At 61.0% G+C, this 13,446-nt stretch carries 10 protein-coding genes; 7 read left to right on the top strand and 3 right to left on the bottom strand.

Features of this window, described 5'->3' with window-relative positions; translation table 11 throughout:
* Nucleotides 1-19: 19 nt before the first annotated feature.
* Nucleotides 20-940, bottom strand: coding sequence for a cation diffusion facilitator family transporter (locus CFBP4996_RS03325; RefSeq protein ID WP_003524087.1), 921 nt, complete (start codon nucleotides 938-940; stop codon nucleotides 20-22).
* Between the two features lie 182 nt (nucleotides 941-1,122).
* On the opposite strand from CFBP4996_RS03325, the gene CFBP4996_RS03320 reads away from it, so the two are divergent.
* Nucleotides 1,123-1,911 (top strand): SDR family oxidoreductase, encoded by a 789-nt coding sequence (locus CFBP4996_RS03320; RefSeq protein WP_078054243.1) that lies wholly within the window; start codon nucleotides 1,123-1,125, stop codon nucleotides 1,909-1,911.
* Nucleotides 1,912-1,929: 18 nt separating this feature from the next.
* On the opposite strand, the gene CFBP4996_RS03315 is transcribed toward CFBP4996_RS03320, so the two are convergent.
* Nucleotides 1,930-2,907, bottom strand: a complete 978-nt coding sequence (locus CFBP4996_RS03315; RefSeq protein ID WP_162935901.1) for a sensor domain-containing diguanylate cyclase — start codon at nucleotides 2,905-2,907, stop codon at nucleotides 1,930-1,932.
* A 408-nt stretch (nucleotides 2,908-3,315) separates the two neighbouring features.
* Here CFBP4996_RS03315 and CFBP4996_RS03310 point away from each other — a divergent pair, with 408 nt between their 5' ends.
* The 3 genes from CFBP4996_RS03310 (at nucleotide 3,316) to CFBP4996_RS03300 (ending at nucleotide 5,900) form a co-directional block, all read left to right on the top strand.
* The gene (locus tag CFBP4996_RS03310; protein WP_080818772.1) at nucleotides 3,316-4,614 is read left to right on the top strand and encodes an Hsp70 family protein; all 1,299 of its coding nucleotides are present in this window, start codon (nucleotides 3,316-3,318) and stop codon (nucleotides 4,612-4,614) included.
* Nucleotides 4,615-4,657: 43 nt separating this feature from the next.
* The gene (locus CFBP4996_RS03305) at nucleotides 4,658-5,557 is read left to right on the top strand and encodes a uracil-DNA glycosylase (protein WP_080852432.1); all 900 of its coding nucleotides are present in this window, start codon (nucleotides 4,658-4,660) and stop codon (nucleotides 5,555-5,557) included.
* A gap of 151 nt (nucleotides 5,558-5,708) precedes the next feature.
* Nucleotides 5,709-5,900, top strand: a complete 192-nt coding sequence (locus CFBP4996_RS03300; RefSeq protein ID WP_003509784.1) for a hypothetical protein — start codon at nucleotides 5,709-5,711, stop codon at nucleotides 5,898-5,900.
* Between the two features lie 430 nt (nucleotides 5,901-6,330).
* On the opposite strand, the gene CFBP4996_RS03295 is transcribed toward CFBP4996_RS03300, so the two are convergent.
* Nucleotides 6,331-7,266, bottom strand: coding sequence for a DMT family transporter (locus CFBP4996_RS03295; protein ID WP_080852433.1), 936 nt, complete (start codon nucleotides 7,264-7,266; stop codon nucleotides 6,331-6,333).
* Nucleotides 7,267-7,706: 440 nt separating this feature from the next.
* Here CFBP4996_RS03295 and pepN point away from each other — a divergent pair, with 440 nt between their 5' ends.
* From pepN to CFBP4996_RS03280, 3 genes are all read left to right on the top strand, one after another.
* Nucleotides 7,707-10,355: an aminopeptidase N gene (gene pepN, locus CFBP4996_RS03290; RefSeq protein ID WP_080852434.1), complete on the top strand. Its 2,649-nt coding sequence runs from the start codon at nucleotides 7,707-7,709 to the stop codon at nucleotides 10,353-10,355.
* A 130-nt stretch (nucleotides 10,356-10,485) separates the two neighbouring features.
* Nucleotides 10,486-10,806: a carboxymuconolactone decarboxylase family protein gene (locus tag CFBP4996_RS03285; protein ID WP_080853210.1), complete on the top strand. Its 321-nt coding sequence runs from the start codon at nucleotides 10,486-10,488 to the stop codon at nucleotides 10,804-10,806.
* Nucleotides 10,807-11,043: 237 nt separating this feature from the next.
* On the top strand, nucleotides 11,044-13,380 hold the full coding sequence (locus CFBP4996_RS03280) for a PAS domain-containing sensor histidine kinase (protein ID WP_080852435.1): 2,337 nt from the start codon (nucleotides 11,044-11,046) through the stop codon (nucleotides 13,378-13,380).
* Nucleotides 13,381-13,446 lie beyond the last annotated feature (66 nt).

Raw genomic sequence — 13,446 nt, 5'->3', positions numbered from 1 at the left:
GCCCCTCAGACCTTCCCACTCAAACCGCCCATTCCTCATCCGTCGTGAACACGATCGTCAGCCAGCGGTCGCTCCCCTCGCCGCCCAGCGCATCGCCGATCTCGTCGCGGATCGCGTCCCATTCTTCCAGACGCCGAGGCGGCCAGTTTTTCGGCACGATGAAGAAGAGTTCGATCTGACGGCCGCGGCCGACGCGGGCGACATAGGAATAGTGCGAGGAAAAGCCGAATTTCTCCACCGTCTCGGCCGCCACCCGGTCCACATGCTGCTTGAATTCCAGCGGGGTCACCAGAAGGATGTCCGCGAGCGCCTGTTTCACATTGCCGAGCGGCATGGGAATGATGACGAGGCAGACCAGCGCCAGCACGGCCGGGTCGATATAGGGTGCGAGCCATGCCTGCGCCGTTCCCGTGAGCCCGTAACCCACGGCGAAGGCGACGAAGAGCGCCATGCTCAGAAGCGCGCTCATCAGCCAGCTTTTGGCGTCCAGCGCCACGAAGGCGGATTTCAGCCGGCGGTTCTGCCGTTTGACGAACCATGCCATGGCGAGCGAGACGGCGAAGCTGACGAAGGTGACGACGATGGCGTAATCGAACTCGATCGATCTGCCGCCATCCATCAGGCTGTCGACGGCATTGATGAGGGCGTAGATCGCAGCCCCCATCAGGAGCGTGCCGTTAAGCCCGAGCACCATCGGCTCCAGATGCCAGAAGCCCATGGTGAAACGCTCCACCAGCCGGCCGCCGGGCTTCGGCGCGGCGGAAGCGGCGATCAGCCGCGCGACAAGCAGCGCCAGCACCGTCATGAAAGCATCCGTCAGCGCATAGACACCATCGAAAACCACGGCGAAGGAGCCGGAGAACAGGCCTGCGCCGATGCCGAAGAGCGCCAGGAGAACCGTGACGGCAATGGAGAATTTGAGCAGGGATTGTTCTGTCATGACGTGTATTTTACCTTCAAAACCGGACGCCGCCTTGCTGGAGCGCTTTCTCTTTTCCTCGAATCGAGAAAACGCTCTAACTCTTTGTTTTGTAGCATTTCCAGACGGAAAACCGGGGTCCACTTTTCCTGGAAATGCTCTATAAACAGCACATTGAGCACTCACAAGACAGGACAAAACCCATGGATCTCGGCATTTCCGGCAAACGCGCCCTCGTTCTCGCCTCCTCTCGCGGCCTTGGGCTGGGCATTGCCACCGCGCTGGCGAAAGAAGGCGCACATGTCCTTCTTGTCGGCAGAAGCGGTGAGAAGCTGGAGGCGAATTGCAAGGCGATCAATGCGCTCGGCAAGGGCAAGGCCGACTGGGTCTGGGGCGATCTGGCCGAGGACAATTTCGTCGAGGCCATGGTTCAGGCCGTCAGGGAAAAGCTCGGCGGCATCGATATTCTCGTCAACAATACCGGCGGCCCGACGCCGGGCCTTGCGCAGGAGATGACGGCCGACAAGCTGGATACCTTCTTCCAGTCGATGGTGCTGCGCGTCATCACGCTTACCAATGCGCTTTTGCCGCAGATGAAGGAACAGGGGTTCGGCCGCATCCTGACCGTCGCCTCCTCCGGCGTGTTCGAGCCGATCGCCAACCTGGCGCTGTCCAATACGCTGCGCGGCGCACTGGTCGGCTGGAGCAAGACGCTGTCCTCCGAAGTGGCCGGTTTCGGCATCACCTCCAACCTGCTGCTGCCCGGCCGTATCCATACCGACCGCATCGATGAACTCGATGGGGCCAACGCCAAGCGCCTGGGCAAAAGCGTCGAGGAAATTCGCGAGGCTTCCGTCAAGAGCATTCCGGCCGGCCGCCTCGGCACGGTGGAGGAATTCGCCGCCGCCGGCGCTTTTCTTTGCTCGGTGCCGGCAAGCTATATCACCGGCACGATGCTGCGGGTGGATGGTGGCGCGGCGAAGTCGAATTAAGGCCGCGACGGCGCGTTATCAAACGGGCGCATCGTGGATGACGAAGCGGTTGCGCCCCGTATTCTTGGCCCGATAAAGCGCCGTATCCGCCCGACGCAGCGCTTCAGCCGCGCAATCGCCGGGGCGCACGAAGGCAATGCCCGCCGAACAGGTGTAACGGAAATCCGGGACCTGTTCGAGCGGCGAGGCCTCCCGCAGCGACGCAAACAGGGCTTCGACGACGCTTTCGGCATTGTGCATTCGCGCGCCGCTCAGCCCCAGCAGAAACTCCTCGCCGCCGATACGCCCGATGAGATCGTCGCGGCCGGCGGCGGCGCATAGTTTTTCGGCGAAATGTTTCAGCACCCTGTCGCCCGATGCATGGCCGAAGCGATCGTTGATACTCTTGAAATGATCGATATCGAGCAGCACCAGTGCCAGCGCCTGCGCCTTGTGGGGGCCGAGGCTGTGACCCAGATTGTCCATCAGGTAACGGCGATTGCCGAGCCCCGTCAACTCGTCGCAGAGGGCGGATTTGAGCGCCCTGTCGCGTTCCTGTCTGAGGTCGCGAAGCTCTATGCCGAGTTCGGAAATATCGGTGATGACGCACAACATCCAGCCGCCCGGCAAAGTCGTTTCCGTCGTCAGTATCCAGCGCCCGTCATTGAGGCTGGTCTCGATGGTGCGGAAGGGCAGCTTGCCGCGCCTCGTCCTGGCGGAACGCAACCAGACTTCGAAGTCGGAGGTCTCGATTGCAGTGCCGGTGGAGTTGCCGTAGCCGCTACGCATCAACTCGACCCAGCTTGGAAATTCATCCGGAGCGACATCCAGCGCTTTGCGGAAAGCCGCATTCGCAAAACACAGCCTGTCCTCGCCATCGAACAGCGCATAGCCCTGCTGCGATGCCTCAAGAAGGTTCATGAGCTGACGGTTGAAAACGCCGGCATCGCCCCGAACGAGGCCGGGATGATCCGGCGATACATTGTCGAAGTTGGAACTGGTCGTCTTGCGGGACATTGAATTTTCCAGATGACAAAGCGACAGGCAAAACCGAAGGGAGCGTTGAGTTAAACCCTTATCGTCGGGCTCCGCCAGTACAAAAAACAATGCATGCGCGCCGGCTGCCATTGCGCTGTTCCACGGCAGCGGCTTCGTTACCAGCATAACCACAAACCCCTAAGAACATTGTCAAAAAACTGCCGCGTTCTTTCACGAGTGCGGAGGCGGATCGTTTACCATCTTCCCTACCCGGCAGACGCTGCCGTCAATCTGCGAAAAACGGCGGGGGAAAAGCTTGCCATTCCATCGGGCCTGTGCAATCAACCGCCCTCCTCTGACATCGGGGTGCCAAAGGCATCCCTTATTTTCACGCCGGGCCGCCTTTCAGGCCGGGCGGGTGTTTCTATCGGCAACAAGGATATGGCGATGACGCAAAAGCGGGCTCTCGGCCTCGATTTCGGCACGACCAACACGGTCATGGCTCTTTCCGACACGGGCGGCGCCAGCCGGTCCATGCGCTTCACCAGCAGCGCGGGCACGGATGACAGCATGCGCACGGCGCTCTCCTTCATGAAGGATGCCGGCCTTGGTGCGGCCGCCCTGCATGTGGAAGCCGGCCATGCCGCCATCCGGCAATTCATCGACAATGCCGGCGACTGCCGTTTCCTGCAATCGATCAAGACATTCGCCGCCTCGCCGCTGTTTCAGGGCACGCTGATCTTCGCCAAGCGCCAGAGCTTCGAGGATCTGATGGACGTTTTCCTGCGCAAGCTGAAGGCCTATGCGGGCGAGGAATGGCCGGGGGACGTCTCCACCGTCATCGCCGGCCGGCCGGTGCGTTTCGCCGGCAGCAATCCGGATGAAACGCTGGCGCTCGCCCGTTACAACGAGGCGCTCACCCGGGCCGGATTCCCGGAAATCCACTATGTCTATGAGCCGGTGGCGGCCGCCTATTATTTCGCCCAGAGCCTGAAGAAGGACGCCAATGTGCTGGTGGCGGATTTCGGCGGCGGCACCACGGACTATTCGCTGATCCGCTTCGAAACCCATGCCGGCAAGCTTTCCGCCACCCCCATCGGCCATTCCGGCGTCGGCGTGGCGGGCGATCATTTCGACTTCCGCATGATCGACAATCTGGTCTCGCCGGAAATCGGCAAGGGCAGCAAGTTCAAGAGCTTCGACAAGGTACTGGACGTGCCCTCCGGCTATTACGTGAATTTCGGTCGCTGGAACCAGCTGTCGATCTTCAAGACCTCGAAGGAATTCACCGACCTCAAATCGCTGGTGCGCTCGGCGCTGGAGCCGGAAAAGCTCGAACTCTTCATCGATCTGGTCGAACATGACGAGGGTTACCCCCTCTATCAGGCGATTTCCGCCACCAAGATGGCGCTCTCCTCGGCGGAAGAAGCGGAATTCAACTTCGCACCATTGGGCAAGGCCGGCCGCAAGATGGTGAAGCGCAGCGATTTCAACAACTGGATCGCCGAAGACCTCGCCAAAATAGAAGAAGCGCTCGACGAGGTTCTGGAAAAGACGAAAGTCGCGCCCGAAGCCATCGACAAGGTGTTCCTGACCGGCGGCACTTCCTTCGTGCCGGCGGTTCGAGAGCTTTTCACCCGCCGTTTTGACGCCGACCGCATCGAAAGCGGCGGCGAGTTGCTCTCGATTGCCCATGGTCTGGCCATGATCGGCGAAAGCGGCGACATTCAGCGCTGGACAGTGTGATTTGCGGGTTTCCCGGGCCGGGAACATGGGGTAATTTCCGCCCATGATCGCCGCTCACGACCTCTCCCCGGCCGAACTCGCCGCCCTCCTGCATTTCCATGCGGATGCGGGCGTGGACTGGCTGCTGGAAGACAAGCCGGTCGATCGTTTCGCCGAATTTGCCGCCGCCCGCCCGGCCCGATCCGCGCCTGCGCAGGAGACCGCAGCAGCTTCACGCCAGATCGAAAGGCCGGCGGACCGCCGTGCCGATGCGCCTCAGCGGCAGGCGGCGACGCGCAACGCCCCGGCGCGCGGCGCACCGGCGGCCCCCGCCATTCAGCAGAATGTCGCCATGCCGGACGAGCAGGCCGTGGCGGCGGCGCGTTTTGCAGCCGAAAGCGCAAGATCGCTTGCCGAGCTGAAAACCGCACTCGACGGTTTCAGCGGCTGCAACCTCAAGAACAGCGCGCGCAATACGATTTTTACCGAAGGCGACCCCGCCTCCGCCATCATGGTCATCGGCCCGATGCCGGATGCCGATGACGACCGCGAAGGCCTGCCCTTCGCCGGCAAGACCGGGCTGTTGCTCGACCGCATGCTGGCGGCCATCGGGCTTCAGCGCAGTGCCATCATGCTCGGCAATGTCGTGCCCTGGCGGCCGCCGGGCAACCGCCCGCCGACTCAGGCCGAAATGGATATCTGCCGGCCCTTCATCGAGCGTCAGATCGCCCTTGCGGAGCCGAAACACCTGTTGCTTCTCGGCAACTTTACCGCACGTTTCTTCTTTGGCGGCACTGGCACGATCCATACGCTGCGCGGACAGTGGCGTGATGTCGCAGCCGGACACCTGATTTTGCCCGCTTTGGCCAGCCTGCATCCGCAGGAACTTTTGAATGCGCCTGCCAGCAAGTCATTGGCATGGCAGGATTTATTGGCTTTTCAGGCGAAGATTACCGAAAGCTGACTGCCTTATTCTTGCTCAATGTAAATGAATTATGAAAAAAGCCATGCACAATGCGCATAACAGCGGCGCATTTGCTCAGCTTGCCGAATCCATGCTGCGCTGCGATATAGGCCGCATGTCTTGGGAGGAATAGGTTTAAGGAACCAAGGCAATGACCACTCGCTTCCGTCCGGTACATTCCGGCTTTGAAACGCTCCGCCTGGCGGGCCTCGGCCCTCGCTCCAGTCAGGGCTACCATCGTTTCGGCGCTGCCGCAAACGAACAGATGACCGCACGCGCTGCCATGCAGCAGGTCCGCGTGACGCGTCCCTCGGCAGTCTTCGCGGATTTCCGCGAGCGCTGAGAAGCACTCAGGCCAGTCTAGCGCTGGTCCACAGATATGATTGCGCGCTGGCGTCTTTCTTCGGGAAGGCGCCTTTTGCTTTTGTGGTTTTTTTCGAAAGGTTGCGACGAAGTCTTGAACCGAGTCACAAGGTTGTAGTGCGCGCCCAGCCGTCCCTTCTTCCGTTAACGCCGGTTGAGACGAAAAACGGCACTCTCAATCTTGTCTTCCACCATGCGTCATCCAATCCGTCATTCCGGCCTTGAGCCGGAATCCAGCCAGCCCAAGTCCTTGGGCTGAAAAGACTCTTCTCGGCGCGTGAGAGCCGCGTCGGCTGGATCCCGGCTCAAGGCCGGGATGACGGAGGAGAAGCATTTTTCGTGAAATTCGGTGGTTGAGAATGCTGCGCGCTTGTCCTGGAAACAGGCAAGACGCGCTGATTTGGGTTCCCTCACCCCTGCGGCGTCGAGGCCTTGCGGGCCGCCCGTCTTGCCAGGCCCAGCTGATGCTCGCGGAAGATGATGAAGATACCGGCGAGGATAACGATCGCCGTGCCGATCAGCATCGTCACCGTGGGAATATCTCCGAACAGAATGTAGGAGACCGCGATGCCGAAGATGATGGAGCTGTATTCGAAGGGCGCGATGACCGAGACTTCGGCGTGCCGATAACTCTCCGTCAGGAAGATTTGCGCAACCCCGCCGCAGATGCCGCTGGTGATCAGCAGCATGGCCTGCAACATGCTCAACGCGCTCCAGCCGAAGGGCACGCTGACAAGCGACAGCAGGGTGGCGGTGAGCGAAAAATAGAGCACGATGGTCGGCGTCTTTTCCGTCTCCACCAGTTGCCGCACCTGGATCATCGCCAGACCGCCGAGCGCCGCACCGCACAATACGGCAATGGCCCCCAGCCCCTCGCCTGCGGCAAAACCGCCTTCCCGCAGAAGCGTCATCTTCGGCCAGAGAATCACCAGCACGCCCGTCATGCCGACGAAGACCGCGCTCCAGCGATAGATGCGCACCTTTTCATGCAGGATGACGGCGGCAAAAACGACGGCAAGAAGCGGCGAGGCATAACCGATGGCGATGAATTCCGGCAGCGGCAGCATGGTCAGCCCGTAAAAGCCGCAGGCCATGGACAGGATGCCCAGAAAACCGCGCTTGAAATGGCCGAAAAGATTATTTGTGTGCAGCGCGCTGGTCAGCGCATGCAGCCACGCCAGATAGACGACAATCGGGAGAATGGCGAAAGCGGAGCGGAAGAAGGTGATCTGGCCGGCAGGCACATCGCCTGCGGCCTTGATACAGGTCTGCATGACAAGAAAAAAGCCGACCGAAATCAGCTTCAGGCTAATCCCGCGAAAGGGATTCATCGGTTCGGCGTTCATTGGCAACTACTCATATCGGCTGCGCAAACACGCCATCGGGAGATTTTTCATGCGGGGAGGACGACGCAGGGGAATTGGATTTGTGCAAGGCTAGAGCATTCCCCCAGCGCTTTACAACAAAAAATGTGATTTACCCGTGAATTCCGTTGATTTGGGAAGGGATTGTTTTCGCGGCTGCGGAAATGATGCAAACCAAAAGCGACGCGCGCTAAAATTTGAAGAAAATAAAATATAATTTCAGCAATCGTTCAACATTTGCTGCCATGGTCCACAGGTCCGGCGGCGGGAGGATTGTCTGCATGGCCGGCAAAGCCTTCCATGGCGGGACAGAACGTCCTCCGACGCGCACATGAACGTGACGAATATTCTACCCATTTTACATCCGGGCCTTATGACGACATGATGCCGGGAAGACCACGCAAAGTTATTCAGGGACAGTCATGCGAACAGACACGGGCCAGATCGTTCACCTGGCAGATTACCGCCCCACCGATTTCGTTCTGGAGCGGGTGGATCTCACCTTCGAACTCGACCCCAAGAATACCAAGGTCGAAGCCCGTCTGATCTTTCACCGGCGCGAGGGTGCTGAGCGGCAGGCGCCGCTGGTTCTCGATGGCGACGAGCTGAAGCTTTCCAGCCTGCTGCTCGATCAGGTGGAGCTTCCCGCCGGTCAATATGAGGCAACGCCGGAGAGCCTGACCATCCGCGACCTGCCGGCGGAGGCGCCCTTCGAAATCTGCGTCACCAATTACATCAATCCGCAGGTCAATACGCAGCTTATGGGGCTCTACCGCACCAATGGCGTTTATTGCACCCAATGCGAGGCGGAAGGTTTCCGCCGCATCACCTATTTCCCGGACCGCCCGGATGTTCTGGCGCCCTATACGGTGACGATCATCGCGGCGAAGGAAGGCAATCCGCTGCTGCTCTCGAACGGCAATTTCCTCGGCGGCGGCAATTACGATGAAGGCCGTCACTTTGCGGCATGGTTCGATCCGCATCCGAAGCCCAGCTATCTTTTCGCACTCGTCGCCGGCGATCTCGGCGTGGTGGAAGATACCTTCACCACCATGTCCGGCCGCGACGTGGCACTGAAGATTTATGTCGAGCACGGCAAGGAGCCGCGTGCGGCCTATGCCATGGACGCGCTGAAGCGTTCGATGAAGTGGGACGAAGAGCGCTTCGGCCGCGAATACGACCTCGATATCTTCATGATCGTCGCCGTGTCTGATTTCAACATGGGCGCGATGGAGAACAAGGGTCTCAACGTCTTCAACGACAAATTCGTGCTGGCCGACCCGGAAACCGCCTCCGATGCTGACTACGCCAATATCGAGCGCATCATCGCGCATGAATATTTCCACAACTGGACGGGCAACCGCATCACCTGCCGTGACTGGTTCCAGCTCTGCCTGAAGGAAGGCCTGACGGTCTATCGCGATCAGGAATTCTCCGCCGACATGCGCTCGCGGCCGGTCAAGCGCATCGCCGATGTGCGCCATCTGAAATCGGAGCAGTTTCCCGAGGATTCCGGCCCGCTGGCGCATCCGCCGCGCCCCGATACCTATCGTGAAATCAACAACTTCTACACGACGACCGTTTATGAAAAGGGTGCCGAAGTCACCCGCATGATCGCCACGATCCTCGGGGAAAACGACTTCAAGAAGGGCATGGACCTCTATTTCGAGCGCCATGACGGCGAAGCCGCAACCGTCGAGGATTTCGTCAGGAGCTTCGCGGACGCCAGCGGCCGTGACCTTTCGCAGTTTTCGCTGTGGTACACCGAAGCGGGCACGCCGCTCGTCTCCGTCTCCTCGGCTTATGATGCGGGCAAGTCCACATTCAAACTCACTCTGGAACAGACGACCGCGCCGACGCCCGGCCAACCGGTGAAGCAGCCGCGCCATATTCCGCTGTCGCTGGCGCTGATCCTCGACAATGGCCAGATCGCCGAACCGCAGGCCGTCGAAGGCGGCGACTATCGCGACGGCGTGCTGCACCTGACCGAACGCAACCAGACATTCTCCTTCTCCGGCATCTCGTCGCGGCCGGTGCTGTCGATCAACCGCAACTTCTCGGCGCCGATCAATCTGGATTTCGAGCAGAATGCGGCCGATCTGGTGCAGATCGCCCGGCATGAGACGGATATGTTCGCGCGCTTCCAGGCGCTGACCGATCTTGCCCTGCCGGCGCTGATTGCCGCCACCAGGGCCGTGCAGGACGGCAAGGACGTTCAAACGGATGCGGAGCTGACCGCAACGCTTATCGAAATCATCGGCAACGACGCTCTTGAGCCCGCCTTCCGGGCGCAGGCGCTGGCCTTGCCGAGCGAAACGGATATCGCCCGCGAAATGGGCGGCGACAACGATCCGGACGCCATCCACAAGGCGCGTAACGCCACCATCAAGGCCATTGCGACGGCCGGGCTCGAAACGCTGCGGCGGCTTGCCGACAGCACGGCTGATGGCGAGGCCTACAGCCCGGATGCGGCAAGTGCGGGACGCCGTTCGCTGCGCAACGGCGCGCTGACCTTCCTCGCCCTTGCCGAGGAAACGCCGGCCCGCGCGGCAAAGGCCTTTGCCGACGCCACCAACATGACCGATCTCGCCCATGCGCTCAGCGTGCTGACCCAGCGTTTCCCGGAAAGTACCGAAACAAAGGAAGCGCTTGCCGCCTTCGAAAAGCGCTTCGCCGACAATGCGCTGGTGCTCGACAAGTGGTTCTCGCTGCAGGCCGCCATTCCCGGCGACGGCGCGCTCGACCGGATCAAGGCGCTGATGAAATCGAAACATTTCATCGCCACCAATCCGAACCGGGTTCGCTCGCTCGTCGGCACGCTTGCCTTCGCCAACCCCACCGGCTTCCACCGTGCGGATGGCGCCGCTTACCGGTTCCTGGCGGAGCAGATCATCGCCATCGACAAGCGCAATCCGCAGCTTGCCGCCCGCATTCTCACATCCATGCGCTCCTGGCGGTCGCTGGAGGCAAGCCGTGCCGAACACGCCAAAGCTGCGCTTTCGACCATCGCCGACGCCAAGGGGCTGTCGACGGATGTAAGCGACATAGTCGGGCGCATCCTGAAGGGCTGACCGCCCCGCCAAAACTCCGGAAAATACCGATACGCCGTCTTGATCGCCATCAAGGCGGCGTATTGCGTTGCGCGACATGATGGTTCGCGAGAGGCCGGGAACGGCTGAAGAGACCGGAAAGGAATTTCAGATGACGGACATGTCCAAGACCAGCGCTTCGTTTCAGCGCTTCATGACCGATGCTCCGGCCCACAAGGCGGCATGGTTTCAGGCCGTGCAGGGTCTCGGGGCGGCGTCCACGCTCGATGTGAAGACGCAGAGCCTGATCTATATCGGCATTCTTGCCGCCCTGCGTCTGGAAAGCGGTCTCGCCTTTCACGTGATGGAAGCCAAGGTGCGGGGCGCAAGCCGTGACGATATCATCAGCGCGGTGCTGACCGGTCTTCCCGCTGCGGGCAATGGCGTGATCAGCGCGCTTGGCCCCGCTCTTACCGCCTTCGACGGAGCATGAAGCCTGTTTCTCCCGCATTCCGCAACAACCGGATCAGATTGCCGGCTCACTGATTTCGTTCATAATTCCCGCCTTCTCCAAAGCGGAAACAGACCGTCCCGAAAAAATACGGAGTCGGTTCAAGGGGTTAAAATTCTTTTAACTTTTGCCTCTGGACACGGCGAATCGCATTTGATTCACTAGTCATATTCGAGCGGCGGCGCTTCGAATCACTGGGGACATCTTGAAGGCGGGACAATGACGAACGTGCGGCGGGCGACTGCGGGCGATGAGCGGCCGTATGCCAAATTTTCTGATCTTGCGGCCTGGGGCGAAAGGCTTTCCAGCGACCTGATGGGTTTGATGAATGGCTCCGACCGCCCGATGCCGCAGGTCGAGACCCTGCTGAAACGTCTCATTCCCATTCTCATCCTCGCCTTTCTCGTCGTCGTCGCGGCCTCGCGCATGCTGGGCATCGTTGCCGAATATAGCCGCATGGAAGAGGCCGCCCGCCATTCCACGGCGCTGACGGCGCTGACGGCCAAGGCGGCCCTTCTCAACAACGATACCGTCTTCACCGCGCAGGATCGTGCCCGCGCCGAAGCCAACCTCGTCGCGGCGCTGCCGTCGGGCAGCCTTGCCGACGGTACGATGGTACTTCTTTCGGGCAGCAATGGCCGCATTTTCGCCGGCGCCGGCAAGGAAGCGATGCTTTATATCGGCACGTCGCTGCCGGCTTTGCTTCCGGAAATCGCCATCGTGCAGCGTTTCCCCGGCGCGCCCGGCACCATCGAGACCAATATCGACGGCCAGCAGCACTATGCGACGATGATCCCCTTCGGCGACGATGGCGCGATGGTGATCGCAGCCCGCTCGCTGCAGCCGATCCGTTCCTTCTGGCGCAGCGAAATCGCCATGAACGTGACGCTGTTTGCCGGCATCTCCTCGATCCTGCTGGTCGTGCTCTATGCCTATTACATGCAGGTGAAGCGCGCCCGCGACGCCGACGACATCTTCGCCGAATCCAACCTGCGGGTCGAAACCGCGCTGTCTCGCGGCCGTTGCGGGTTGTGGGATTTCGATCTTTCCAGCCGGCGCATGTTCTGGTCCGGTTCGCTTTACGAAATTCTCGGGCTGCCGCCGAAGGCCGCACCGCTTTCCTTCTCCGACGCGGCGCGCATGATGCATTCCGAAGACGGCAATCTCTATGAGCTTGCCCGCGCCGTCGGCTGCGGCAACCTGCGCCAGATCGATCAGATCTTCCGCATGCGCCATGCCAAGGGCCATTATGTCTGGCTGCGCGCCCGCGCCCAGGTCATCCGCACCAATAATGGACCGCGCGTCATCGGCATCGCCATGGATGTGACCGAACAGCACCGCCTTGCGCAACGCTACGCCGAAGCCGACCAGCGCCTTGCCGACGCCATCGAGTCCACCTCGGAAGCCTTCGTGCTGTGGGACAAGAACGACCGTCTGGTGATGTGCAACACCCATTACCAGAAGGCCTATGGCCTGCCGGACAGCGTGCTGGTGGCAGGCACGGAAAAAAGCACCGTCCATGCCGCAGCCGCCCGCCCCGTCGTTGAACGTCGCGTTGCCGATCCGGACCAGTCCGGCCTGTCGCGCACCACCGAAGTGCAGCTTGCCGATGACCGCTGGCTGCAGATCAACGAACGCCGCACCCGCGATGGCGGCCTCGTCTCGGTCGGCACCGATATCACCCTTCTGAAGCGCCATCAGGAGCGCCTGCGCGATTCCGAACGCCGGTTGATGGCTACCATCGGCGACCTCTCCGCCTCGCAGCACAAGCTGGAGCGGCAGAAGACCGAGCTTTCCGACGCCAACGCCAATTATCTCGCCGAAAAAGAGCGTGCGCAGGCCGCCAACCGGGCGAAATCCGAATTCCTCGCCAATATGAGCCATGAGCTGCGCACGCCGCTCAACGCCATCCTCGGCTTTTCCGACATCCTGCAGAACGAGATGTTCGGACCGGTCGGCTCGCCGAAATATTCCGAATATGCCCGCGATATTCACGATAGCGGCAAACACCTGCTCAACGTCATCAACGATATTCTCGACATGTCGAAGATCGAGGCGGGCCATATGCGCATCAACCGCGAGACCATCGATCTCGCGCCGCTGATCGAGGAGACCCTGCGCCTGACGGCCATTCAGGCCGAACAGAAGAACATCACCGTGCAGCAGAAGGTTTGCGCCGGGTTGACCATGCAGGGCGACCGCCGCGCCATGAAGCAGATCATGCTCAACCTGCTCTCCAACGCCGTGAAATTCACCGGCGACGGCGGCCGCATCGCGCTGCGCACCCATGTGCATCAGGCCGCGATGATCCTCACCATCGCAGACACCGGCATCGGCATTCCCGCCCAGGCGCTCAACAAGATCGGCCAGCCTTTCGAACAGGTGCAGAGCCAATATGCCAAGAGCCAGGGCGGCTCCGGCCTCGGGCTTGCGATTTCCCGCTCGCTCGTCAAGCTGCATGGCGGCACGATGAAGATCCGCTCGTGTGAGGGCCGTGGCACCGTGGTGACGATCATCATTCCGCATGCGGCGGGGTGCTGTGGGACGGTGCATTGAGTTGGCGTCGGACGCGCTGACTTTCCTGCAATATGTAAAGGTCGAGTGCGCGATACCCCCTCTGCC

This window comes from Agrobacterium leguminum (genome assembly GCF_005144435.2).
GTDB lineage: Bacteria > Pseudomonadota > Alphaproteobacteria > Rhizobiales > Rhizobiaceae > Agrobacterium > Agrobacterium leguminum.
Note: the sequence above shows the minus strand (reverse complement) of the source record. Positions and strands in the feature narration are given on the sequence as shown.